This is a genomic window from Rahnella perminowiae, from assembly GCF_019049755.1.
GTDB lineage: Bacteria > Pseudomonadota > Gammaproteobacteria > Enterobacterales > Enterobacteriaceae > Rahnella > Rahnella perminowiae.
Window position 1 is genome coordinate 1 of sequence record NZ_JAFMOS010000644.1, and the last position, 25,158, is coordinate 25,158.

At 53.7% G+C, this 25,158-nt stretch carries 17 protein-coding genes; 9 read left to right on the top strand and 8 right to left on the bottom strand.

Annotated elements, in window-relative coordinates; all coding sequences use genetic code 11:
• From J1785_RS25790 to J1785_RS25800, 3 genes are all read left to right on the top strand, one after another.
• Positions 1-495 (top strand): fimbrial biogenesis chaperone (locus J1785_RS25790; RefSeq protein WP_217221012.1); only part of this gene is annotated, 495 nt, incomplete at its 5' end.
• A gap of 146 nt (positions 496-641) precedes the next feature.
• The gene (locus J1785_RS25795; RefSeq protein WP_217221013.1) at positions 642-3,101 is read left to right on the top strand and encodes a fimbria/pilus outer membrane usher protein; all 2,460 of its coding nucleotides are present in this window, start codon (positions 642-644) and stop codon (positions 3,099-3,101) included.
• An 8-nt stretch (positions 3,102-3,109) separates the two neighbouring features.
• Positions 3,110-4,210 carry a fimbrial protein gene (locus J1785_RS25800; protein ID WP_217221014.1) on the top strand — a complete coding sequence of 367 codons (1,101 nt, stop codon included), beginning with the start codon at positions 3,110-3,112 and terminating at the stop codon, positions 4,208-4,210.
• 51 nt (positions 4,211-4,261) lie between these two features.
• Here J1785_RS25800 and pbpC read toward each other — a convergent pair whose 3' ends face one another.
• A complete protein-coding gene (gene pbpC / locus J1785_RS25805; RefSeq protein ID WP_238483389.1) occupies positions 4,262-6,631 on the bottom strand; it encodes a penicillin-binding protein 1C in 2,370 nt (789 codons plus the stop codon).
• 55 nt (positions 6,632-6,686) lie between these two features.
• Positions 6,687-12,704, bottom strand: coding sequence for an alpha-2-macroglobulin family protein (locus tag J1785_RS25810; protein ID WP_217221015.1), 6,018 nt, complete (start codon positions 12,702-12,704; stop codon positions 6,687-6,689).
• 231 nt (positions 12,705-12,935) lie between these two features.
• Here J1785_RS25810 and greB point away from each other — a divergent pair, with 231 nt between their 5' ends.
• From greB to J1785_RS25840, 6 genes are all read left to right on the top strand, one after another.
• Positions 12,936-13,409, top strand: a complete 474-nt coding sequence (gene greB / locus J1785_RS25815; protein WP_129953807.1) for a transcription elongation factor GreB — start codon at positions 12,936-12,938, stop codon at positions 13,407-13,409.
• A 111-nt stretch (positions 13,410-13,520) separates the two neighbouring features.
• Positions 13,521-15,851, top strand: coding sequence for a Tex family protein (locus tag J1785_RS25820; RefSeq protein ID WP_129953808.1), 2,331 nt, complete (start codon positions 13,521-13,523; stop codon positions 15,849-15,851).
• A gap of 416 nt (positions 15,852-16,267) precedes the next feature.
• Positions 16,268-16,492 carry a ferrous iron transporter A gene (gene feoA / locus J1785_RS25825; RefSeq protein WP_013573590.1) on the top strand — a complete coding sequence of 75 codons (225 nt, stop codon included), beginning with the start codon at positions 16,268-16,270 and terminating at the stop codon, positions 16,490-16,492.
• 86 nt (positions 16,493-16,578) lie between these two features.
• A complete protein-coding gene (gene feoB, locus J1785_RS25830) occupies positions 16,579-18,897 on the top strand; it encodes a Fe(2+) transporter permease subunit FeoB (protein WP_217221016.1) in 2,319 nt (772 codons plus the stop codon).
• 8 nt (positions 18,898-18,905) lie between these two features.
• Positions 18,906-19,142 carry a FeoC-like transcriptional regulator gene (locus J1785_RS25835; protein WP_129953810.1) on the top strand — a complete coding sequence of 79 codons (237 nt, stop codon included), beginning with the start codon at positions 18,906-18,908 and terminating at the stop codon, positions 19,140-19,142.
• A gap of 94 nt (positions 19,143-19,236) precedes the next feature.
• Entirely contained in the window at positions 19,237-20,157 is a 921-nt protein-coding gene (locus J1785_RS25840; protein WP_129953811.1) for a LysR family transcriptional regulator, read from the top strand.
• Between the two features lie 270 nt (positions 20,158-20,427).
• On the opposite strand, the gene mdcH is transcribed toward J1785_RS25840, so the two are convergent.
• The 6 genes from mdcH to J1785_RS25870 all read right to left on the bottom strand — a co-directional run bounded on the left by mdcH (position 20,428) and on the right by J1785_RS25870 (position 25,139).
• Positions 20,428-21,363: a malonate decarboxylase subunit epsilon gene (gene mdcH, locus J1785_RS25845; protein ID WP_217221017.1), complete on the bottom strand. Its 936-nt coding sequence runs from the start codon at positions 21,361-21,363 to the stop codon at positions 20,428-20,430.
• 27 nt (positions 21,364-21,390) lie between these two features.
• Positions 21,391-22,017, bottom strand: coding sequence for a malonate decarboxylase holo-ACP synthase (locus tag J1785_RS25850; protein ID WP_217221018.1), 627 nt, complete (start codon positions 22,015-22,017; stop codon positions 21,391-21,393).
• 13 nt (positions 22,018-22,030) lie between these two features.
• Positions 22,031-22,993: an AEC family transporter gene (locus J1785_RS25855; protein ID WP_217221019.1), complete on the bottom strand. Its 963-nt coding sequence runs from the start codon at positions 22,991-22,993 to the stop codon at positions 22,031-22,033.
• 190 nt (positions 22,994-23,183) lie between these two features.
• Complete coding sequence (mdcE, locus tag J1785_RS25860) at positions 23,184-23,999, bottom strand: biotin-independent malonate decarboxylase subunit gamma (protein ID WP_129953815.1); 816 nt, start codon at positions 23,997-23,999, stop codon at positions 23,184-23,186.
• Complete coding sequence (locus J1785_RS25865; protein ID WP_129953816.1) at positions 23,996-24,847, bottom strand: biotin-independent malonate decarboxylase subunit beta; 852 nt, start codon at positions 24,845-24,847, stop codon at positions 23,996-23,998. Before J1785_RS25865 ends, mdcE begins: the two co-directional genes overlap by 4 nt.
• Positions 24,837-25,139 (bottom strand): malonate decarboxylase subunit delta, encoded by a 303-nt coding sequence (locus J1785_RS25870; protein WP_129953817.1) that lies wholly within the window; start codon positions 25,137-25,139, stop codon positions 24,837-24,839. Before J1785_RS25870 ends, J1785_RS25865 begins: the two co-directional genes overlap by 11 nt.
• Between the last annotated feature and the right edge of the window lie 19 nt (positions 25,140-25,158).

A 25,158-nucleotide genomic window follows, 5' to 3' on the forward strand; every position in this document is an offset into this window, starting at 1 on the left:
GGGGATGGGAAAAGTCGAGGGCCTTTTGTTGTCACGCCGCCATTGTTCAGACTAAATGCAAAACAAGAAAATACTCTTCGTATTTCGTATACGGGCAGTGAATTACCATCCGATAAAGAATCCATATTCTATATAAATGTTCGGGCAATTCCCTCTTCTCCCAAAAATAATACAAATGAACTTAAGTTGGTGTTTAAAAGCCGCATCAAACTTTTTTACCGACCACAAAATCTGTCGGGTCGTAGCGCTGAAGCTTACAAATCACTGACGTTTTTCCGGGACCATAACGAGCTCCGAATTACCAACCCGTCTCCTTATTACGTCGTTTTTAGTTCACTTAAGCTGGGAAATACGCCGTTGAAAGATACTGACATGATTGCGCCCGGAGCTCAGATAACGGTGAAACTGCCCCCCGATATTTCTGGAAATATCATCCGCTGGGGAGCCATCAATGACTTTGGCGGCAGTTCTGCTTTTGAAGAACGCACTCTGTAATTCCCCATTTTTTGGCAACCAACATTACGTTTTCCATAAGAGATTCTATGACGATATCGTTTGATGACAATCATCGTGCAATACGCCAGCAGGCACACGCCGTCTCTTCTTGCCGGCGTATTCTTTTTAAACTGTGCATTGTGAGTATGCTGGTGCACATTGCGCTGACTTGTCAGGCACATGCAGAAACATCTGGTGAAGTCTATTTTGACCCGAGATTAATGGAGCACTCCGGTCCTGAAACCGGACCCGTGGATTTGTCGATCTTCACCCTCAGTGATAAAGCCCAAATAGCCGGGACTTATGACACCACGATTTACGTTAATCAGAAAAAAATCCTGCAGCAGCAGATACGTTACGATCAGGCAGCCGATGGTTCGCTTGTTCCGCAAATCACCCCGGATTTACTGCGTGCGTTAAACGTGAATGTTGATGCTTTTCCTGTATTAGTCGCGCATGAACATAATGCCCCTTTGCAGCATCTCTCCGTCTATATTCCTGCTGCGGATGCAAAACTTGATTTCAACCTGATGAAACTCGATATCAGTATTCCTCAGGCCGCGATGAACAACCGGGCGAAGGATTTTGTTGATCCTGCCAGATGGGATGACGGCGTTCCGGTCTTGTTTTCCAACTACACTTTTTCGGGCGCAAAGCGCGAGAACAGGAATGGCGGTGGTGATTCCAGCCAATATTTGAATCTTCAGAATGGATTTAATGCAGGCCCCTGGCGTTTTCGTAACTACACCACTTACAGCAGTAACGAGGGAGAGAACTCATGGGATGTCATCTCCACAAACGTTGAGCGGGATATCAAATTTCTTAAATCTAAAATGATTATCGGAGAAAGCTCCACACCTGGAGATATTTTCCCCAGCCAGCAATTTACCGGTATTCAATTGTCCTCAGACGACAACATGCTGCCCAACAGCCTGAAAGGATTTGCGCCCACGATCAGGGGGATCGCTAACTCCAATGCTGAAGTTACCATTAGACAAAATGGCTACATCATTTATCAAAGTTATGTCGCGCCAGGTGCTTTTGAAATAACAGATTTGTATCCCACGGCCTATAGCGGAGATTTAGAAGTTACAGTTAAAGAAGCCGACGGGACTGAGCGACGTTTCAATCAACCTTTTGCTGCCGTACCGGTTATGCAGCGTCCGGGGCGGTTAAAATACAGCGCGACTCTGGCCAGGTACCGTGCGGCAGATAAAAATGACCGCGAACCTGAGTTCGCACAGGCCACCGCAATTTATGGGGTGACTAACGATATCACTTTATACACCGGCACCCTGCTTTCAACCGATTATTTGGCCGGAATTGCTGGCACAGGTTTTAGCCTTCATTCATTAGGTTCAGTCTCTTTAGACATGACTTATGCCCAAACGACTTTGGATAACGATCAACGTCATACCGGGCAATCTTATCGAATACAGTATTCCAAAAATATCGAAGCCACGGAAACCAACGTGACATTGGCTGGGTATCGTTATTCAACGGCAGGTTTCTATGACTTCGATGAAGCGAATGAACACCAGGACGACAACGAATCCTCTTCTCTGGACGGTCATAAGCGCAGCAAATTTCAGGTGAGTGTTAACCAGGGATTATGGGAAGGCACGAGCATGTATCTTTCGGCTTACCAGCAGGATTACTGGCAGAGAAGTGACACAGAGAAAAATCTCGCACTGGGGCTTAACTTCAGCCTCTACGGAATCAATTATAACCTGACGTACATCTACAGCCGTCTGGAAGATGAAGACAGTGATCAGCAGTTCGCGCTGAATGTCCGTATTCCGTTAAGTCGCTGGCTGCCAAACAGCTGGGCATCCTATAACGCGACGCAGCAAAAAGGCGGTGATACCCGTCAGCAGGTCGGATTAAGCGGAACAGCATTAGATGACAATCGGCTAAGCTACAACTTGCAGCAAAGCCACACGGATCACGGAGGCGGCAACAGCAGCAGTCTTTATTCTTCATACCGTGCGGCTTTCGGTACACTCAATGCAGGTTATAACTATGACGATGTTACCCGGCAAACCAGCTATGGCATGTCGGGTGGCCTTGTAGCCCATTCGCACGGTATTACCTTATCTCAGCCTCTCAGTAATTCTTTCGCCCTGATAGATGCAAACGGGGCCAGTGGTGCGCGGATACAAAACATCCCGGGGTTGAAAACAGACTGGCGTGGTTATGCGATCGTCCCTTATCTGACGCCTTATAGCGAAAATCGTATTTCTATCGATACCACGACTTTACCGGAAGATGTTGATGTCAAAAATAATTCAGAAATAGTGATTCCTAATAAAGGCGCCATGGTCACGGCTCACTTCGATGCGCATATCGGCGTAAGAGCATTAATCAAACTGGTTCAACCCGGTAATAAACCCGTCCCCTTTGGAGCCGTTGCGGTAAGTGAAGATCAGACGCTGGAAAATATTGTTGATGATGGCGGTATCTTGTATCTGACAGGGCTCACCCCGGAAAAAATGACCGTGCTGCATGTGAAATGGGGATTTGCAGCAAGCCAACAATGTCGTGCGAATATCAAAGTGAAAACATCCGGGAAGTCTGTGCAGACTCTCACGGCTCAGTGCATTTAAGGATGAAGATGAAGATAAACAAAGGGAAGCAGAGGATCACCCTCCTCGCGCTGGTATTAGCATTGTCAGGTACGTATTCCTCTTCAGCCCTGGCAGGGTCGGAAGCCTGCGAGCCCAGCACGGGCAGCGCGCTGTCTTATGACAATTCGCTCAATGAAGACATGAAAGCAGAAGAGAATACCGTGGGTAAGTCCTATGAACGTGCATTTAATGCAAGTCATCAGGGTTACCAGATAATGTGTAATTGCTCAGATGCCGATGTGAGTACCGATGCCATACTGATCCTTTATGCCCTGAAATCCTCTTTACCGGCCGGACATACAAACAATTATTATAAAATTAATGATCATCTGGATGTGATGACACGTATCGCTATTCCTAAAACGTCAGAGCCAGTGATTGTTCCGGCGAGTAAAATCAGTGATGCCACACGACACTGGGATAAGGACGGAACGGGAATTTGCCCACAGCAAAGTACACAGGACACCTTGACCACTGGCTCGGAAGGCAGCCTGTCGTTCTACGTCACAAAACCCTTTGTGGGTCAGCTGGAAATCCCGCGTACTGCGGTAGCTGAAATCTATGCAACGTCTGCAACATCATCCTCATACAGCACAAAATCGACTGTTCCGGTCGCCATTGTTTATATCGGCGGTACCATTACGGTTCCTCAAAGTTGCGAGATCAATAAAGGTGAAATTATATCAGTAGATTTTGGCACCATTAGCGCGGCCACATTTACCCGGCTCAAACAACCACCGGAGAATTTCCGACCTAATACATTCGATATCGTTTACGACTGTACGCAAAATGGTCTTCCGGTCATTCCTTCCGGCAACAAATTAACCATGACGCTCGAAGCAGAAGATGTGGTTGATCAGTACTATCTGGTGGGCAGACGCCGTGCTAAGGATAATGTGGCCGATATTGGCATCACTGTTTTAGATAGTGGCGGAATATCTATCCCGTTCAGAAACGGCATACTGCCTATGAATCAGAACGGTGAGGGGCAGATAACCCTGAGTGCCTACCCCATCAATCTGGTCGGCGGTAAGTTGGAAACCGGTGAATTCAGCGGGGTCGCGACCCTGAAAATTGATATTAAATAAGTGCTAAAAAGGCAGCCTTGATGCTGCCTGTTCTCTTCAGAGCATCCTTCTTCAGTTCACAATCTCTATATTCACTAACCGGCTGTCCGCCCTTCCATGATCGTCGACCGCACGGATACGGTACTGGCCGTTATTGATGGGCCGCCAGTTGATAGCAGATTTGCTGGCAGAGCTGCCGAGGTAGATGTCATCGACAAACCAATACACCGTTTTACTGTCCGCATCCGTGACCGCATTAAAGGCAATCCGGTCACGACCTTGCAGTGACTGCCGCAGCGTGTAAGTGGTATTTTTCAGTGGTGATGTGATGCGCGGAGGATTACCGCTGACATCCACCCCCTCATCTTTGCAGTGATTGGCCGGGGGTTTGCGTTTTGGCAGGCCTGCCTGTGCAAACACATTCGCCAGATCCGATGGCCAGAACTCAAACACTTCCGTACGGGTTTCGTCTTCCTCATAAGGTGGGCAGGCCACCTCACCGGTGAGTTTATCGAGACGTACCGGCCGGTAAACCGTATCAACTTTGATCGGCGACTTGCCCGGAATAAACCAGGTTTTCCCTTTTTGCTGGCACCACGGGGTTGGTAAATCACCACTGGCGAGGCAAATATCAACCCGCTTCAGCCGCTTCGGAAACGGGCGTTCAGGCTCCTGCAAATCAGAATAACTGGCGTTAATGTTGTCGATAATATTGAAAAATAACGGCGCCGCCGCCTCTGCGCCGACAAACACGTTGTTGCCTTTACTGTCAAAATTCCCTTCCCATACGACTAACACATAAGGCCCGAAACCCCCCACGCTCCAGGCATCACGAAAGCCCCAGGAGGTGCCGGTCTTCCAATAAACCGGCAGCGAAGACGGTGCCTGTGCCAGCGTATCGCCAGGTCGGCGGTGCTGGCGCAGCATGTCGAGTGTCATAAAACTGGCTTCCTCACTCAGCAAACGCACTGGCACCGTCTGGCGTGGATCGGACTTTTGCATCCGCAGTGGTTGCAACACACCCCGGTTCGCCAGCAGGGCATACAGTTTTGCCAGTTCCTGCATCGTCACCTCCCCGCCGCCCAGCACCAGCGACAAACCGTAGTGATTTTCGCCGGACATATTGGCGATGCCGGACAGACGCAGGAACTGATAGAACGTTGGCTGGCGAAGCTGTGACGCGACATAGACGGCAGGAATATTGCGACTGAAATTCAGTGCATCAGTTGCGGTCACCGGACCGAGAAAGCGGCGATCAAAGTTCTCCGGCGCGTAGGCACCAAACGCGGAAGGCACATCCTTCAGGATAGTCATCGGGTGCAGGACACCCTGTTCCATGCCCAGCGCATAAATGAAGGGCTTGAGCGCCGATCCCGGCGAGCGTTTGGCATTGGTGCCATTTACCTGCCCCTGAATCGCACGATTGTAATAATCCGCAGACCCAACCAGCGCACGCACACCCATATCACGGGTGTCGACCAGTAAAACGGCGGCATTGTGAATACCACGGTTTGTATTGCGGGTGATAAATGCATTGACCTGACGCTCGGTCAGCCGCTGCAAACCCGCATCCAGGGTAGTATCAATTCGGGTATCCGTGCGGATAACCTGCGGGTTTTGCTGACGTAACTGTTCAATGAAATGCGGGGCAATGTATGGCATCCGCTCGGGCTGGCGCATGGCCAACGGCAATCGGAATAATGAAAGCTGGCTGCTGTCTGTCGCATAATGCGCCTGCCAGCGCAGGAAAAGCCGATTACGTGCCTGCGTCAGCGCCGCACCGACAACACCGGTTTTAGGGTCGATACGGTTGCTCGGCGATTGCGGCAAAACTGCCAGCGTCATGGCTTCCGGTAACGTCAGGTCTTTCGGGGCTTTGTTAAAATAGATCAGGCTGGCCGCGCCAATACTTTCAATATTTCGTCCGTACGGCGCGTTGTTCAGATAGGCTTCAAGAATGTCATGTTTGGAATAACTCAGCTCCAGTTGCACAGCACGCAACACCTGCATGAATTTACCGGATGGCGTGCGGGTATTCAGATGCCAGCGCATTCGCGCGAGTTGCATTGTGATGGTCGAGCCGCCCTGCATCTTTTCGCCAGCGATATAGCTGCGCCAGAAACCCCGCATCAGGCTGAACGGATTGAAACCGGGGTTATAATAGAACCCGCGATCTTCGTGCAGCAACAAGCTTTTCACCGCCAGCGGAGACACCTGTTCCAGCGGCGTCCACAGCCGGTAGCGATCATCGTTCGCCAGCGTGATACGCATCAGCGTGCCCTGCCGGTCATAGTAAACGGTGGAAAAAGGTTGCCCTTGCGAAAGAGGCGGATGCGGCCAGAGGCGACACGCCACCATAATCAGCACCAGTAAAAAAACCGCCATTGCTATGTTTTGCAACTGACGTTTGGCTGTTTTGGAAAATGCGGGAAAGGTGATCATCTTGCTACTCAGAACAGGTTACGCCCCGCCGTAAACGACGGGGCTCTGCGTTTTGTTATTTTTCAGCCACTGCTGTGCCATCCGCCGGCACGACCACCAGTTTTTTATCACTGACGGACAAAGCCTGAACATCACGATTGTACATCGCCTCACCGTAGGCTGGCGGAATGAGGAAGCTGCCGGTATTGGTGGCTTTAATCTGATACACAAACTCCTGCACATCGGTACTGGCGCTGCCATAAATCACCACGCGATCTTCACGAATATCGCTGTAATCCGGTGCCCATGTCGAACCCGATGCCGCCAGTGGTGACTGCCAGGACGTAGAAGCCTCTGCGCCACTGTTTTCCTCATCACTGTCAGATTCCGGCTCCGGTGGTGTTTGCTGCACCACTTCAAAACCACCCGGCAGCAAATCAACAATCGCCAGATTACTTTGTCCTTCCTGCGAATTAGCGCGAACTTTCAGATGTACATTGATCTTCTGCCCCAGCGTAATCTGCGTCACCGGCTTACCCTGCTCATCGGTGTAATCGCGGGTGATTTCCAGACCACGGGAAATGGCTTTCTCCGGCGCGGCCAGATCGTAGCCCGCCTGCGTCACCACATACCAGGCGGGCGCATTGTTGCTGTTTTCTACCCGGATAGCCTGCGCGTCAGCAGTGAAATTCGCTTTCGCAAACAGCCCCTGAACCTGAGAAATCAGTCGCGGTTCGACGTTTTTCGTTTTGCTGATCTGCGTGATTTTCAGCGCATCCGGCACTGTCGCCTGCGCTGCCACCTGTGTGGAATAACTCTCCAGCGCCAGAATGCTCATCGCCGAGGAATACGTCGTATAGCGCTCTTCTTTCAGCGCTTTAACCATATTTTCCAGTACCTGCGGCGGAATGGCCGACACTTTTTCCGGGAAGTGACGGGTGATCAGATACAGCCGCGTCGCGTCCTGCACCAGCGGATCAAAATAACTTTGCGTCCACCAGGCTGTGTCATACGCCTTGCTCAGTTGCTTCCAGGTTGGCTGTAACAACGTATTCGCCTCATCATCCATTTTCAGCAAACGGTATGACGACGCCAGATACATCGCGCTCAGATCGGTTTCCCAGATCTGTGGATAACGCTGCTGTAATGTGTCCTGCACCGAGGCCAGTAAACTGGTGGTGATTTCACCCTGACGGGTTAGCAGATATACCGCCCATGCCCGCAGACGCAGGGTATACAAATCATCGTTCTGATTGGCTGCCAGTTCGCGCAGCGCCGAATTGGCCTCTTCCAGCATACCGGCAGGCAACGCGATGCCCGCCGCTTTGGCTTCCAGCAAATATTGCACCACGTACGGTGTGACAAACGGATCGGTTTGCGGCGATGAACGCCACAGGCCAATTGCGCCGCTGTCGTTCTGACGTGAACGCAGCACCGCCATCATGTCTTTCAGTTGCTTGCTGCTGTCCGCCGGACTGAGATTGCCGCGCATTTCCGGATGCATTGTTTCGAGGATCAACGGCACGGAGCGGCTGACAATCTGCTCAGAACAGTAATACGGATAATCCGCCAGATATTGGGATAAGCCGCGGGTCAGCACTAACGGCGAGTTGGATACCGCTGCCGTGCGCACCGCATAAGCATCAAACATCTGGCGCAGGTTATCGACGTTCTGACTGCTGCCGCTCATACGCCCCATCACCGACTGCGTGCGGAACGGCATCGCCGGGCGCACCGACGTACTGATCGTCCGGCGGCTGGTTTTATCTGCATACTTCGCGACAAACACCAGCGGTGCATCGCCCGGCAACGCTTTGGCGCGCAGGCGGAAGTTAACCACGCCTTCGCGTTTTTCTGCCAGTGACACGTTTTGATCGGCGTTACCCACCACTTCAAGCTGCGGCGGTACGGTCAGGTGAATCGCAACCGGGATGCTTTTGCCGTTCAGCCCTTCGAGGTTATTGCTGACCCCCACGCTGACATCAAACTCATCGCCCGGTGCCACCATCGACGGCACGTTTGGCGTCATGATGAAGTTGTCGCGCACGGTCGCCGAGGTCTGCGCTTTCCCTATTTTGTCCGGCGTGACGGAAATCGCCATCACGCGGATTTTACCGTTAAAGTAATCCGGCACCGGATAATTAAACTGCTTCTCACCGTTCACGTCGGTAATACCCGACCAGTACGCAACAGGCTTATCGCGCTTACGTTTGAACGGATTGACGTTCAGATCCAGCCCTTCACCGGCATCGCCGCCCGGCGCGGCGGCCAGCTGCATCAGCTTGCTGAATTCCGGCAGGATAAGATCCAGAATCTGCGCGCTTTCCACACCCAGTTCGCGTTTACGGAAGAAATACTCCAGGGGATCTTTCAGGCGATAACGCGCCACCTGCAAGATACCTTCATCCACAGCAAACAGCGCCACCTGTTGCGGCCCCTCGGTTTTCACCGTCATGACCAGATTTTCGCCGGGTTTAATCACTTCAGGCGCGTTGACTTCAAGACTGTTCTGCCGTGCTTTGGTGCTGATTTTGAACGGCATCACCCCGTAGCTCAGCGGACTCATGAAGATTTCATTGGAATTCACATCACGCACGAACTGCACGTTAATGTAACCGTTGCCTTCCATTCCCGCCGGTACGCGAATTTTCTGCACCGAACTGGTGGTGTCGGTATGGAACCACTGCCAGCTGTACACTTTATCTTTCTCAATAGTGATCAGCCCGCTGCCGGTGTACGGCGCGTTAACGGATACCTCGATTTCCTCACCTGGCTGATATTCCGCCTGATTGAGTTTCAGCTTCAGTTCAGCATTTCTGTCCAGCGAACGGCTGAGATTGGCGTTACCGGCCACGGTATAGCCAATGCGGTTCAGCACATTGCCTTTCGCATCTTCAATGACCAGCACGAAATCGCCCGGTTTATCCGTCGCCAGCGTCAGGTTGTTGCCCTGCGCCGTCAGCGAAAGCGGTTGTTCCGACAACGGCACTTCCTTCATTTTCGACTGATATTTGTAAACGCCGGAATCCTGTTTGGTCAGCACTGAAATGTATTTCTGTTCAATCAGCGCAACTTTCAGGTCCGGCAGCGCAATCTGTTTTAGCGACGGGTCGATCGCAATAACGTTCAGATATCGTGCGGCATCGCGGTTTATATAGCCTAAATCACCGTCGGCTTTTACGCCGATCAGAGAGTCATATGGCGATACCAGCACCCGCGCCGTCGCAGCCACGGAACGGCCACCACCGGCCACAAACGCCTCGGACAGCAGTTGCAGCTGGTACGTCGCGTCAGCATAAGATTTCAGATCCAGCGGGATATTCGCCGCGCCATTTTCGTCGGTCTTGCGGTCTTCCAGCTCGGTTTCAAAACCGTCGCTGTTCTGACGGTTCTCGTAAAAAGCGTAATCCGGGAATTGATCGAAGCTTGGATACATCGGGCGCAGCGTCAGTCTGGAGGTCACACGCCTGTCCTGCGCGGGCGTACCGAACAGGTTCTGTACGTCGATACTGGCCTGCAATTCTGACGGTTTCACCCAGCCCTGCCTGCGGTCCGGCGTCAGTTGCAGTTTCACCTTCAGTTGATCCGGCTCGAACTCTTTGACGTTGACCGAGGTATGGCCCAGCAAAGTGGAAGAGGCATTGTCTTTGCCAATCAGATACAAATAGATGTTCCATTCACCGGTTGGTGAATTATCGTCAGTGGTATAACTCAGCTCATTGAAACCGCTGGCACCGAGCGTCAGCGGAATAGTGCTCATCAGCTTGTCGCGCGGATCGTGAATTTCAGCCCGCACCGGCACACCCGCCAGACCGTTGCTCCAGTCGGCGGCGCGGGTAATCAGTCCGATATTGAAGGTGTCCCCCGGACGATAAACGCCGCGATCAGAGAACAGATAGCTGCTCAGCGTGCGCGGGTCGTTCGGCGTGATTTCGCCATCGACATCAAAACGGGAGAAGTCGAGACCGCGATCGTTATTCCGGTCCGCCGGCAGGAAGGAGACATCGCCCTCCTTTTCCACCAGGAACATCACCGGCTGGCGTTCAAGGGTATAAACATCCAGCGCAGGGAAGCGCACATGACCGTCAGCACCGGTGGTTTGCGTCAGCAGGGTAATGCCGTTTTTGGCAATCACGGAAACTTTCGCGTTCGCCACCGGCGCACCGCTGTGGATCGACTGCACAAACACATCACGTGTTTTATCCTGTGAACGCTTGGCAATAATCCCCAAATCGGTGACGACAACAAAACGTGAGTCGCCGACCGGTGCTTCTTCTTCGCCCTGCCCATCGTCCTGATAGACATTGCCGTCGTCATCGGTTTCCGGTTTATTTTCTTTCTTCTTCGGATCCCATTCCGACAGCGTCAGCAGGAATACGCCACGATGTGACGCCGGATCAGTGGAGAGGTAACGCGAAAGATCGACGCCCTGATAATTCACGTCGCCCGGTTTGTCGTTATTGACCGCCGTCTGATAGGTGAAGTGCTCGGTAAAATATTCGTCATTCAGGCGGTTAAATTCCGCCGATGAATACTCACGGCTTTTGAATGACACAATGTGTTGCAGCTGGCTTGGGATCACCCGTTTTATGTCCAGACGCAGGCCCGGCACGTTGCGTGCCGCCACGCTGATTTGTTTGTCACCGCTGACCGATAACAGCGAGCCCTGCGACATAAATTGCAGGGATTTCGGATAATCCGGAACCGCGACGATGCGGTACACTTTTTCCGGCATTTTGTAGCCACCGGAAGAGGTCAGAATATTGTCAATTTCCACCAGCATGGCGCGGCGGGCAGGCGCATCGAAGCGGAAGCTGAACTGCGGCTGATAATCGCTTTCCGCATCATTAAGCTGGATATTCAGCGGCGTGGACTGCGCGAGTACATTGTTTTCGACGCTGTCAACGGCCCAGCTGGCATAATCATCCGGGCCTTTGGCCTCGTCCTGATCATTTGGATTGTGCTGTGGCAATAGCCAGACTTTGACTGCCTGGCGGATATCTTTATCTTTCACCGCGTCGCTGAAACCGACGATCAGCGCCCGCTGACCTTTCGCCCCATCGGCATCCACCACCTGCGCACTGGCTTCATTCACCGCCAGGCTGTAAAGCGTCGGCACAGACACCACGGCATTTTTAGTCTGCGCAGTCGCATTCGACGGCACGGTCGATGTAATGCCTTCGCCAAGGGTGACACGCACCGAACCGCCGTGATCGAGCGGTTTCAGCGGCTCGGAATGTATCCAGGCGTTGAGTTTTTTCTGGTCATAGACCACAGAGTAATTGAGTTTCGACTCAGTTTTCGCTTTACCTTCGGTCAGGCCAAGCGAAATCTGTTTTTCGAAACTGGCAACATCCACCGGTGCATTGAATTTAACGTTAAAAATCGCGCTGCGTTTTTGCGGGTCCTGGGGATCCTGATAGTACTCAGCCTGCCCCAGCTGATAATCGAACGCAGGGGCGGTGAATTCATAACGGGTTTTCGCCAGCTTGATTTGCGGCGCAAGCAGGACATCAGGCGTAAAATTCACGTCATATTTTCTGCCCATCGGCAGCGGATTTTTAGGGATGAAAACCAGCGTATAGCCGCTCACCCATTTCCATTCACCTTCGGCGGCAGGTTTCAGGGAAATCCCTTTTTCAACCACTTTGCCAACATCAGTTACGGGCGCGGCAGAATGGCGGAAATTGAAAATCACCTGCTGTGATGCAGGTTTTTGCGCGGCGTAATTCACAACTTCAGGTCCGCTGACACGCACGCTGGTGTCCTGATACACCCTCGGGGCCGGGTCGATCGGCTGCGGGCGGCTGAGCCACCAGTGCCAGCCGTAAACGCCCGCCCCTGCGGCGCACAGCAAAACAAGAATCGCCAGGCTGATGGTTTTCGGGTAGTGATCTACGCCATTTTCCATGCGCGTAACACTGCGCTTAAGCCAGCCGGCAGTGACTGCCCACCAGGCAGGCGCACGCCAGTCGATATTGCCGACCACCGGTTTGAAGACGCGCCCCAGCAGGCTCAATATAAAAGCCAGCACGCGGAAAAAACCTTTTATCAATATAAAAGGCAGACGAAGTAAGAATTTTAATAAATCCATTTGCTGCTGTACCTCTAATCCCTGTGAACTATCGCCAGAAGTGATATTTTTATGTGAATCAGGACTGTTATTAAATTCAACGCATTGCGCCGCAGGATAAAGATTATTTGCCCGCAAAGCCATCAGATATAGCGTAGCAGTAACGCAGAATTTCCGGCTGATTTCTGCGCTGCCAGCGGCGCCATTGTATGAAACAATAGCCGGAGAATGTTGAGGAAAGCGACAGGTGACATGAAAACCAAACTGATTACCCGTGAAGGCTACGACAAGCTCAAAACTGAACTGGACTTCCTGTGGCGCGAAGAGCGACCGGAGGTGACCAAAAAAGTCACCTGGGCCGCGAGTCTGGGCGATCGCAGCGAAAATGCTGACTATCAGTACAATAAAAAGCGGCTGCGCGAAATCGACCGCCGCGTGCGTTATCTGACGAAATGTCTGGAGCAACTGCGCATCGTCGATTACTCACCACAGCAGGACGGAAAAGTGTTCTTTGGCGCGTGGGTGGAGGTGGAAAACGACGACGGCGACATCAAGCGCTTCCGTATTGTCGGCTATGACGAAATTTTTGGCCGCAAAGACTACATTTCTATCGATTCGCCGATGGCGCGCGCCCTGCTGAAAAAAGAAGTGGGCGACAGTCTGGTGGTGACCACGCCGGTCGGCGACGCAACCTGGTACGTCAATGAAATTGAATACGTGAAATGATCAGCTAACTCCCAAAACACGCAGGTGGATGGCCTGATGACTGGCATTTTATGTCTTCAAACCGTATAACTGTGCCCTGCTTTTTTAAACGAAAAAACTGATACCAGACCTATGAATGATCAACTGAGCCGCATTATCGCAAGTGAATTGCAGGTTCGCCCGGAGCAGGTTGCTTCCGTGGTGCGTCTGCTGGATGAAGGTAATACCGTGCCGTTTATTGCACGGTATCGTAAGGAAGTCACCGGTGGGTTGGATGATACCCAACTGCGTCAGTTGGACACCCGTCTGGGTTATCTGCGGGAGCTGGAAGACCGTCGCCAGACCATTCTCAAATCCATTGAGGAGCAGGGAAAACTCAGCGACGATCTGGCGAAAGCCATCAATACCACGCTGAGCAAAACCGAGCTGGAAGACCTTTACCTGCCGTTTAAACCAAAGCGTCGCACGCGCGGACAAATCGCCATTGAAGCCGGACTGGAACCGCTGGCCGAACTGTTATGGAACGCGCCGCAAAATGAGCCGGACGCTGCTGCCGCAAAATTTGTCGATGCAGACAAAGGCGTAGCGGACGCCAAAGCCGCACTTGACGGCGCACGTTATATTTTAATGGAACGCTTTGCAGAAGATGCCTCGCTGCTGGCAAAAGTCCGTGATTATTTGTGGAAAAATGCCCATCTGACCTCCCGGATGGTGGAAGGCAAAGAGCAGGAAGGCGCGAAATTTCGCGACTACTTCGATCATCACGAACCGATTTCCCAGGTACCTTCGCACCGTGCGCTGGCGATGTTCCGTGGCCGCAACGAAGGTATTTTACAGCTGGCGCTGAATGCCGATCCACAGCATGACGAACCGCCAAAAGAAAGCTATGCCGAACAACTGATCATCGACCATCTGGGTTTGCGCCTGAACAATGCGCCTGCTGACGTCTGGCGTCGCGCCGTGGTCAACTGGACATGGCGTATCAAAGTCCTGCTGCATCTCGAAACTGAACTGATGGGCACCGTACGTGAACGCGCAGAAGATGAAGCAATTAACGTTTTTGCCCGTAATATGCACGATTTGCTGATGGCCGCGCCGGCCGGTATGCGCGCCACCATGGGGCTTGATCCGGGTTTACGTACCGGTGTGAAAGTCGCCGTTGTGGATAACACCGGTAAACTGGTGGATATCGATACCGTTTATCCCCATACCGGTCAGGCGGCAAAAGCCGCGCAACAGGTTGCCGCGTTGTGCATCAAACACAACGTCGAACTGGTGGCGATCGGCAACGGCACCGCGTCGCGGGAAACGGAACGTTTCTTCCTCGAGCTGCAAAAACAGTTCCCGGCGGTAAAAGCGCAGAAAGTGATTGTCAGCGAAGCCGGTGCATCGGTGTATTCCGCTTCCGAACTGGCGGCACTGGAATTCCCGGATCTGGACGTTTCTATTCGCGGAGCCGTCTCTATCGCACGTCGCTTGCAGGATCCGCTGGCGGAGCTGGTAAAAATCGACCCGAAATCCATCGGTGTCGGTCAGTATCAGCACGACGTCAGCCAGAGCCAGCTGGCGAAAAAACTCGATACCGTCGTGGAGGACTGTGTGAACGCCGTGGGTGTCGATCTCAACACCGCTTCCGTTCCTCTGCTGACCCGCGTGGCGGGCCTGACCCGCATGATGGCGCAGAATATTGTCAGCTGGCGCGATGAAAACGGTCAGTTCCGTAACCGCGGGCAGTTGCTGAAAGTCAGCCGTCTGGGGCCAAAGGCCTTTGAACAATGCGCGGGCTTCCTGCGCATCAACCACGGCGATAATCCGCTCGACGCCTCGACAGTTCACCCGGAAACCTATCCGGTCGTGGAACGCATTCTGGCAGCGACACAGCTGGCGCTGAAAGATCTGATGGGTGATTCCAATGTGTTACGCGGCCTGAAAGCCAGCGAATTCACCGATGAGCAGTTCGGTGTGCCAACGGTCACCGACATTATCAAAGAGCTGGAAAAACCGGGGCACGATCCGCGTCCTGAGTTCAAAACCGCCACCTTTGCCGATGGCGTCGAAACCATGAACGATCTTATGCCGGGTATGATCCTCGAAGGTTCTGTCACTAACGTTACCAACTTTGGTGCGTTCGTCGATATTGGCGTCCATCAGGACGGTCTGGTTCACATCTCATCGCTTGCGAACAAATTCGTCGAAGATCCTCACACAGTGGTGAAGGCGGGTGACATCGTGAAAGTCAAAGTGATGGAAGTCGATCTGCAACGTAAACGTATCGCGCTGACTATGCGACTGGACGAACAGCCCGGCGAAGCACCGGCACGGCGTCCTTCCGCACCGGCGACAGATTCCCGCGATAATCAGAAGCGTCATTCACCGGGCAAACCGGCGGGGCGCAATGCGGCTCCTGCCGGTAACAACGCGATGGCCGATGCGCTGGCAGCTGCACTGAGTAAAAAACGGTAATTTTCCTTTTGCTCCTCTCCCTGTGAAAGCCGCTGATAATCAGCGGCTTTTTTTACGCCTCTTTTTTCGACACTTTTTAAACTCTCTCCTAATGAATCAATCACTGAGGTAAATCAATAAAACGCACATCCCGCAGGCATAGGATAGCGACGCGGTGGAGATACCCGCGAAGAGGCCCACCTCTTTTCTTTTGTCTCCATACGCGTACTAATTATGATAATTATTCTCATTTGTACTTCTTTGTGTATTCAGTGCACCGCCAGTTTCAGGCTGGCCATTTCGCATCAGGGACAATTTCAGAGCAATATTTTTAGCAACATAAATCGCCAGTCAGTGGAACCACCGGGCAAGGACGCACGGCGCAAAATCACTAAAACGCCGTCATCCATTAATGCCTGATCGCCTCGCGAGGAATTATGCAACTTCAGTCAAAACGTGCTTATAAAATTACCGGCTTTTCACACGAAATCAGCCCGGCTTACCGGCAGAAACTGCTGTCACTCGGGATGTTGCCGGGTTCATTTTTCAACATAATCCGCGTGGCGCCGATGGGCGATCCGGTACAAATTGAAACCCGCCGTACCAGCCTGGTGGTCCGCAGAAAAGATCTCGATCTGCTGCAGCTCGAGATGATGGCCTGATCCCCCGTCAGGCCGGTGACAGTACATTTTTCGCGGCGGGCCTTGCGCTTGCATATTCACCTTTTCTCACACGCAGACTTTAACGTATGAAACCATTAACTATCGGCCTGATTGGTAATCCGAACTCAGGTAAAACCACCCTTTTCAATCAGTTAACCGGTTCCCGTCAGCGTGTCGGTAACTGGGCAGGCGTCACTGTCGAGCGCAAAGAAGGTCAGTTCGCCACCGCAGAACATCAGATTACGCTGGTGGATTTACCCGGTACCTACTCCCTGACCACCATTTCCGAGCAAACCTCGCTCGATGAACAAATTGCCTGCCATTACATTCTTAGCGGCGACGCGGATCTGATGATCAACGTCGTGGATGCCTCAAACCTCGAGCGTAACTTGTACCTGACGCTGCAACTGCTGGAGCTGGGCGTACCGTGCATCGTGGCGCTGAACATGCTTGATATCGCCAAAATCCAGAACATCAATATTGATATCCCTGCGCTGTCTGCCCGTCTGGGTTGCCCGGTGGTGGCGCTGATCTCTACCCGGGCCAGTGGCATTCAGGAACTGAAAGTTGCCATCGACGCATTGCCTCAGGTGGCTGCGCTGGAGCGTGTGCAATATCATCCGCTGCTGCAACAGGAAGTCGATGTGCTGGCCGCCGGCATGCCGCAAGACATGTCGCTACAACAACGCCGCTGGCTGGCGCTGCAAATGCTTGAAGGGGATATTTATAGCCAGACACACGCAGGCAACGCGCACGCTTTATTGCCGCAGGTGAAAGCCCGGCTGGCTGAGCAAAAACTGGAAGACCCGGCGCTGCTGATTGCCGATGCGCGTTATCAGAGTATCGCGACACTCTGCGCGGAGGTCAGCAATTCTCATCTCACGGCACCGAATAAACTGACGCAGGTGCTCGATCGGGTGATCCTCAACCGCTTTCTGGGCGTGCCGGTTTTTCTGCTGGTGATGTATCTGATGTTCGTACTGGCCATCAACATCGGCGGCGCGCTGCAACCTATTTTCGATATCGGCTCAGCTGCGATTTTCATTCAGGGTATGCAGTGGATAGGCTTTACCCTACATTTCCCGCAGTGGCTGACCATTTTTCTGGCGCAGGGGATAGGCGGCGGTATCAACACCGTGCTGCCGCTGGTGCCTCAAATTGGCATGATGTATCTGTTTCTGTCATTCCTTGAAGACTCCGGTTATATGGCGCGTGCCGCGTTCGTCATGGACAGACTGATGCAGTCACTGGGTCTGCCGGGCAAATCCTTCGTACCGCTCATTGTTGGCTTCGGCTGTAACGTGCCGTCTATTATGGGCGCCCGCACGCTGGATGCACCGCGTGAACGTCTGATCACCGTGATGATGGCGCCGTTTATGTCATGCGGTGCACGTCTGGCGATTTTTGCGGTGTTCTCCGCGGCCTTTTTCGGACAGGACGGCGCATCCGTAGTGTTCTCGCTCTATCTGTTAGGCATCGTGGTCGCCATCCTGACCGGCCTGCTGCTGAAATACACCATCATGCGCGGCGAAGCCTCACCGTTTGTGATGGAACTGCCGGTGTATCACGTTCCGCATCTGAAAAGCCTGCTGCTGCAAACGTGGCAGCGTCTGAAAGGTTTCGTGTTGCGGGCCGGTAAAGTGATTGTCATCGCCAGTGTTTTCATCGGTGCACTGAACAGCTTCTCGTTCAGCGGCAAGGCGGTGGATAACATCAATGACTCGGCGCTGGCGTCAGTCAGTAAAGTCCTGACACCGGTGCTCTCACCGATGGGTGTCCATCCTGACAACTGGCAGGCAACCGTGGGGCTGGTGACCGGTGCCATGGCAAAAGAAGTGGTGGTCGGTACGCTGAATACGCTCTACACCGCCGAACACATCACCCATGAAGGTTTCGATGCGGCCAGTTTCAATCTGTTCGATGAACTGGGCGGTGCGGTGAAAGCAACCTGGCAGGGCCTGAAAGACACCTTCAGCATCAGCGTGCTGTCAAACCCGATCGAAGCCAGCAAAGGTGACGGCGAAATGGGCGTCAGCTCGATGGGCGTAATGAGCACCAAATTTGGCTCGGCGATTTCGGCTTACAGCTACCTGATCTTCGTATTGCTTTACGTGCCTTGCGTCTCGGTGATGGGGGCGATTGCCCGTGAAACCAGCCGCAGCTGGATGACGTTCTCCATCTTCTGGGGACTGAATGTGGCGTATTCGCTGGCCACGCTTTTCTATCAGGCGGCGACGTTCAGCCGTCATCCGGCACACAGCGCCGGTATGATCCTGAGCGTGCTGATTTTCAATGCCATCGTTTTAACCGCCCTGCGCAAAGCCCGCAGCCGGGTCAGCATCCATCTGCATCCGCGCAATGTGGCGGCCTGCTGTAAACCCGCTACCGGCAGCGACTGTCACTAGGAGATAAAATGACCAGTCTGATTCAGGTTCGCGACACTCTCGCACTGGCCGGACGGGCAGATGCCCGCCAGCTCAGCCATCAGCTTAATGCCCCGCAGCCGCTGGTGCAGGCGATGCTTGAACGGCTGGTCGCCATGCACAAAGCAAAAGTCATCGAAGCCGATGACAACTGCCTGAGCGGCAGTTGTAAAAGCTGCGCCGACGGCAAGAAGTGCCTGACAATTTCTTACACCCTCATTCCCTGATACCGGCCTTTCCGCCCTTCCTGAATAGTCGCCCGGCGGCTATTCAGCTATCATTTCAGACCGCAACGGCCTACAACGCGCCGCAGGAGCCTGCATGATCGACAGTGAAATCACCTTCCGTAAACTCGAAATTTTTCTCGCCTATATGGAAAAGCAAAACATCACCCGCGCTGCCGAACAACTCGGTCTGAGCAGCGTCAGTGTGCATCGCGCCCTGCATTCACTGGAAGAAGGCTTGCGCTGCCCGCTGTTTATCCATCGTGGCCGCAATTTGCTGCCGCTGCCTGCCGCTGAAGCGCTGCTGGAGCACGCGACGCAGGTCATTGAGCAAATGGAGCACGGGATTCTGGCGACCCGGCGTGCCGCCGGTTATGGCGATAAGCGGCTGAAAGTCGGCACGTTATATTCACTGACACTGGAAACCATTCCGCGTCTGATCATGGGGCTGAAACTGCGCCGTCCGGAGCTTGAACTGGAGCTGGTGATGGGGTCCAACAATGATTTACTGCACAAGCTGGAAGACGGTCAGCTGGATGCCATTCTGATTTCGACCAGTGATTCCAACGTTGATGCCCAGCGTTACGATCAGTTGCCCCTGTTTCAGGACGATATTTTCCTCGCTGCCCCGGCCAGCGCTGAGCTGGCTTCAGAAGGCACAGCAGACTTACGCGATTTCAGACAGAAGAAATTCGTGTCGCTGGCCGAAGGGTTCGCCACCTATCACGGCTTTCAGGAAGCCTTCCAGGTCGCCGGTTTCGAGCCGGACATCGTCACGCGGGTGAATGATATTTTCTCGATGCTGAGTCTGGTGCAGGCGGGGGTTGGCTACACCCTCATTCCAGGCAGAATGAAAGGCGTGTATGAAAATACGGTGAGATTACTGCCACTGGCAGAAGCCTATCAGATGCGCCAGACCATCTCGCTGGTCTTCCCGCACAGCCGCGAGCACGACCCGAATTTGCTCGCCCTCGCCGCTGAAAGCCGGATGTATGCGTTAACGAGCAGAAAGCGCTGACAAGCGCTCGCTGTTTTGCGCAATCAGCACAAGCGGCCAATGCGTTTTATCAGGATGGTGGCTCCAGATAGCTGATTCCGGAATGCTCACGCCGTCATAACGCATTTTCGAACCGTCATAAGGGTAAAACTGTCCTTTTTCCATATCATGTTGTTGAATCGTATTTCATCGATGATTCAAACCGTCTGGTCAGAGTGGCTGGACAATAGCACGTTGCACAATAATCAAACAATGCAATGTGTTTTCATCACCAACCTGTCATGCCTTTACTCAGCGTTCGTTTTCCCGTAACCGTGTTGCGAGACGTGCCGCAACCTGCATGCCCGACTGACAGACAGACAGCGCTTCACCCTGCTCCATCGCGCGGCGTGTCAGGCCGGTCAGCACCGAGCCCGGCGGCATTTCTATCGCCAGCCGCACATCACGCTGATACGCAGCGACCATGGCATCCCGCCAGTTAACGGTACGCGCCATGTTCATTGCCAGATCGCCGGCGATTTTTTCCGGCTGCCAGTACACACGTCCGGTCGTTCCGCTGAGATAACCGCAGGCCGGACGGGAAAGATGAATCTGTTTAAACGCCTCCGCCAGTTTTGTCGCAGTCTCATCGAGCAGCGCACAGTGTGACGGCACACTGACCGCCAGCTGATGTGTTTTCTGCGCGCCCCGTGTTTTGGCGAGCTGCATCACCTGTGCCATGGCGGCATCGCTGCCCGCAATCACCAGTTGATCTTCCGCATTAATATTTGCCAGATACACCGGCGAAGTGGCGCTGTTGACCTGAGCCACCAGTTCCTCAATCTGCGCCTGACGCAGGCCGGTGATCGCTGAAAGACCAAAGCCATGGGGATAAGCCTGCTGCATCAGTTCACCACGCAATGCCACCAGCCGGACGGCATCACCGAAGCCTAGCGCACCGGCAATCACTGCGGCTGGAAACGCGCCAATCGACAGCCCGCTGCAAAAATCCGCCTCAATCCCTTCGGCCTGACATTGTTTCGCCCAGACCACACCGGCAATCAATAAGCACAGTTGTACCGCACGGGTGGAACGCAAAGCATCGGTGCTGTCGAGCAACAGGACGTCTTCACCCAGTGCGAGACTTGCCTGTTCGATAAGAGAATGCGTGAGCGGATTATCCGGCAGGCGATGCAGCATCTGCGGCACCTGCGGCCCTTGTCCGGGGAAAGTAAATAAGATTTTCATCGTGCTCCTTGCTTCTTTTGGCCGGTATCACTCTGCCGGCAATTGCCACGGGTCGCGCACCAGCAACGGGCCGGACGGCGTTTTCAGCATGATGTCACCGCCACGCAGCCATTCGCTGAGCGCAAATCCACCCCGTGGTGTATTGATCTGAACATCGGCGCGGCAGGGCAGCCGCTGAAGCTGGTCGTAAAAATCAGAAAACTGAGAGGGTTCTGCCGGCGTGTCGCAGCGCACCAGTAAATCGAGATCGCTGTCGGCGTGCATCACCGGGAGATCACTCACCAGCGCATACGCACAACTGCCTGTCACCCCCCAGACGAAGGGCCATTGCAGACTGCACAACGTAATCAGCGCCTGCACCGGTTGCTGAGACACAAACGGCGAGTGTAAAAGCGCGTTGACGTCGCTGATCAGGGATTCCGGTGTGACAACCCGCATCACCGCCGCCGGATCAATCCAGGCGGCGGCCCGCTGAATGCGGGTCAGCCCGCGAATACCCACCGGAACCGCACCGTCAGCACGCTTATCGCGACGCACCACCAGCGGCAGCGCCGTGCGCCAGCAGGTGTTCACCCATTCGGGTAAACCGCCGTCGTTCTCAAGCGCTGAACGGTCACTGATCCAGACAAAATCATGGGCACGCGGGTCAGACATATTCAATCCTTGTTTAATGCAGGGCTGCCGTTAACGAGATAAACAGCGGCAGGGTCACGATACACAAAACGGAACTGATCAGCAGTGAGGCTTCAGCATCCGGAGACTGCACGCCGAAACGGTTACCGAACACGATACCGAAGAAACCGGCAGACAACGCAATCATCAGGATAGCGGTCACCGCAACCTGACCACTCAGGCCAAACGCCAGAACCAGACCCCAGGCGATGAACGGCTGGATCAGATTTTTCGCCACACAAGATAACAGCACCGGACCGTTAATTTTCAGTTTACGGGCTGACAGAATCACACCGGTCAGGAACAGCGCAGACGCGGTCGCTGACAAACCCAGCGGCTTAATCGACGCCAGGAAGATTTCCGGCATTTTAATGCCAATCGCTGACAGGATCACGCCCAGCAACGGTGCCCAGACGATCGGTTTTTTCACGGAACGCCACATCAGAACCGGCAGCAGTGCCAGGGAAGACCCCTGATTTTCGCCACTGAGACGCGCTTTTTCACGTTCCAGAATCAGCAGACAGAACGGTGTCATCAGCACGGAACCGCAGGCGATAGAGACCGCAACGGACAACGATGTTGATGGCGCATCACCCAGCACGCTGCTCAGAATAGGCAACCCCAGCGCCGCATAGTTTGGCAGGGCTACGGTCAGCGTCAGAACGGCAGCGTCCTGCGGCGATTTTTTAAAGACTTTGGTGCAGATAAAGTAAATCGCCGCATAGGTGATCCACATGGCCAGCACCAGCACCAGAATCAGCGGTGACTGCTCCACAATGCCTGACCACGGGGTCTGTACGGTGGCGGCAAACAGCGCAGCGGGTAAAGCAAAATCCATCACGAATATATTCAGTAAAGAAACATTCTGGTTATCCACCATTTTCGCTTTCCCGGCGTAAAAGCCGAGGATCATGATGACGAAAATAGGGGCAAGCGCGTGCAATATTACGTAAGTCATAGCGTTTTTCCTGAGGCAAACAATGATTGCTCAGTCGGCGCCGGTGCGATGGTTTTTTTAGTATGACAGTCCAGTAGCAGACAACAGCAGGCCCTCACCCTGACGGATATGTCAGGGCGGGAACCCGCAATGCGGCTGCGTCACGCTGTTTGCAGGTGCGTTACCGGTTGAGACTGAAAGTGTTAAAGAATTACCATTCCTGACGCATCTGCTGGCGAACGCGCTGCGAACTTGCGCGGTTTTCTGCACCCAGACGGTTGCTGAGGCTAACGCCTTCTTTGCGTGCGTCCTGGATATTTTGCCAGACAGCGTTTTCTACGCTGCTGATGTCATCGGGTGTGGCGTTGTCCGGGTCAGCGATGTCGAGTAATTGCGACAGCAGACCCAGCGTGGCGTAGTTTTCGATGTCGTAAGCCATCGGCGGGATGGTGGCAGCCAGTTTTTCCAGGGCATCCACAGAACGCAGGGTGATACGTGCGGCAGATTCTTTGCCCATTGCATGGATCATTACGCCGTTGTTTTTGAAGGCGATCAGTTTGTTGGCCTGATAACCGTGCGCCAGAAATGCGCCTGACATCGCTTTGCCGACAATCAACCCGACCACCGGATGTCCGGCCAGACGGGCTTTGGCATAAGCGCCTGCAGCACCGGCCAGCGCCTGATGGATGCCGAATGCTTCTTCGCGACGACCATACGCCTGACTTGGCACGTCAATCACCGCCACAATGGCACGTTTGGTACTGGCATTGGCGTCAGCGTCAATCACGTTGTTGACCACTTTTGCCAGATTCCAGCCTTCAAGCAGACCGACCTCGCCGCCCGCTGCACGCGGATACTGATTATTCTTGTCCGGTACCACGGCGATAAAACGCACGGACTGGTCATTTATTTTGCCGTCTGCCGCTTTCACGGAAGGGCAAAGACCGCTGACCGGAGTGGCGTCTTTGGTCAGTTCAGCGAACCAGTAATCACCCCGACTGGCTGCGTTACTCTTTACATTGCTCATGCGCGATCCTCCCGGTTAAACAAGGCTTCCGTCACTTCACGGCTGGCCTGCTGTGTGGTGTCAAAACCGGTCAGTTTTGGCAGGTAATAATCATATTTATCAGAACGATGACTCACCGGAACGCCTTTTTTGATGAAGGCCAGCATGCTGTCTTTCACCTCAGCGAGGGAGTCTTTCACCAGTGCATCAACAAAACCGCTGTGATAACGCACTTCGCCACCGGTCATGCTCCAGATGAACGGGCGGTCACGGGAATCGTATTCATCGATACCGGCTTCCTGTTCAATTACCTGCGGACCGTTCAGACCCAGGCGGGCTTCACGGGTGACAATCAGATAGCTGCACAATGCGGCGGCAATCGACATGCCACCGAAGCAGCCGACGGTACCGGCAACCACGCCGATCACCGGCGTATAGCGGCGTAAATCAACAATAGCAGCATGAATATCAGCGATGGCGGCAAGGCCCAGATTGGCTTCCTGCAAACGCACACCGCCGGTTTCAAGCAGCAGAACGGCCTGCGTCGGGATACCATTACGGTTATCTTCTGCCGCCATTTCCAGCGCAGCGGCCATTTTGGCCCCGGACACCTCCCCCATGCTCCCCCCCTGGAAGCTGCCTTCAATTGCCACAACCACCGCCGGCTGACCGTTAATCTGGCCTTTAGCAACGACCATGCCGTCATCGGCCTGCGGCACGATACCCTGCGGTTCCAGCCACGGTGACATAATGCGTTCAAACGGCCCGAGCAGTTCGCGGAACGTTCCGGCGTCCAGCAGTTTACGGGCGCGCTGACGGGCGCTCAGTTCGATAAAGCTCTGATCCTGAACGGAAGTATCAGTTGGCATGTTCAGCCTCCTCAAAGACCTGTTCGATACGCAGACGGGCCACCCCTGGTGTAGCGCCAAAATCATTGATGTCGAGATGGCCTGCCGGTAATTCACGCAGTGCGTTCAGACGGTTAAAAAAGTTCTGCCATAAGGTATGGCTGCCGTCGACGGACGTGGTGACGATAATTTTCAGCGTATTGGCTGTGTCAGGTTCATACAGCGCTTCTAAATCGCCGGACCCTACCACGCCTGCTTCGGCGCGGCCTGCCAGCGGTTTTGCCGCCGGGTAGTTAAATTCAAAACGTTCCATAACACCTCTTTGTACTGAT

What these genes read in the sequence shown, in the direction of transcription:
- J1785_RS25795 (WP_217221013.1), top strand. Translation starts at nt 642, where the DNA reads ATGCTGGTGCACATTGCGCTGACTTGTCAGGCACATGCAGAAACATCT.
- J1785_RS25800 (WP_217221014.1), top strand. Translation starts at nt 3,110, where the DNA reads ATGAAGATAAACAAAGGGAAGCAGAGGATCACCCTCCTCGCGCTGGTA.
- pbpC (WP_238483389.1), bottom strand. Translation starts at nt 6,631, where the DNA reads ATGATCACCTTTCCCGCATTTTCCAAAACAGCCAAACGTCAGTTGCAA.
- J1785_RS25810 (WP_217221015.1), bottom strand. Translation starts at nt 12,704, where the DNA reads ATGGATTTATTAAAATTCTTACTTCGTCTGCCTTTTATATTGATAAAA.
- greB (WP_129953807.1), top strand. Translation starts at nt 12,936, where the DNA reads ATGAAAACCAAACTGATTACCCGTGAAGGCTACGACAAGCTCAAAACT.
- J1785_RS25820 (WP_129953808.1), top strand. Translation starts at nt 13,521, where the DNA reads ATGAATGATCAACTGAGCCGCATTATCGCAAGTGAATTGCAGGTTCGC.
- feoA (WP_013573590.1), top strand. Translation starts at nt 16,268, where the DNA reads ATGCAACTTCAGTCAAAACGTGCTTATAAAATTACCGGCTTTTCACAC.
- feoB (WP_217221016.1), top strand. Translation starts at nt 16,579, where the DNA reads ATGAAACCATTAACTATCGGCCTGATTGGTAATCCGAACTCAGGTAAA.
- J1785_RS25835 (WP_129953810.1), top strand. Translation starts at nt 18,906, where the DNA reads ATGACCAGTCTGATTCAGGTTCGCGACACTCTCGCACTGGCCGGACGG.
- J1785_RS25840 (WP_129953811.1), top strand. Translation starts at nt 19,237, where the DNA reads ATGATCGACAGTGAAATCACCTTCCGTAAACTCGAAATTTTTCTCGCC.
- mdcH (WP_217221017.1), bottom strand. Translation starts at nt 21,363, where the DNA reads ATGAAAATCTTATTTACTTTCCCCGGACAAGGGCCGCAGGTGCCGCAG.
- J1785_RS25850 (WP_217221018.1), bottom strand. Translation starts at nt 22,017, where the DNA reads ATGTCTGACCCGCGTGCCCATGATTTTGTCTGGATCAGTGACCGTTCA.
- J1785_RS25855 (WP_217221019.1), bottom strand. Translation starts at nt 22,993, where the DNA reads ATGACTTACGTAATATTGCACGCGCTTGCCCCTATTTTCGTCATCATG.
- mdcE (WP_129953815.1), bottom strand. Translation starts at nt 23,999, where the DNA reads ATGAGCAATGTAAAGAGTAACGCAGCCAGTCGGGGTGATTACTGGTTC.
- J1785_RS25865 (WP_129953816.1), bottom strand. Translation starts at nt 24,847, where the DNA reads ATGCCAACTGATACTTCCGTTCAGGATCAGAGCTTTATCGAACTGAGC.
- J1785_RS25870 (WP_129953817.1), bottom strand. Translation starts at nt 25,139, where the DNA reads ATGGAACGTTTTGAATTTAACTACCCGGCGGCAAAACCGCTGGCAGGC.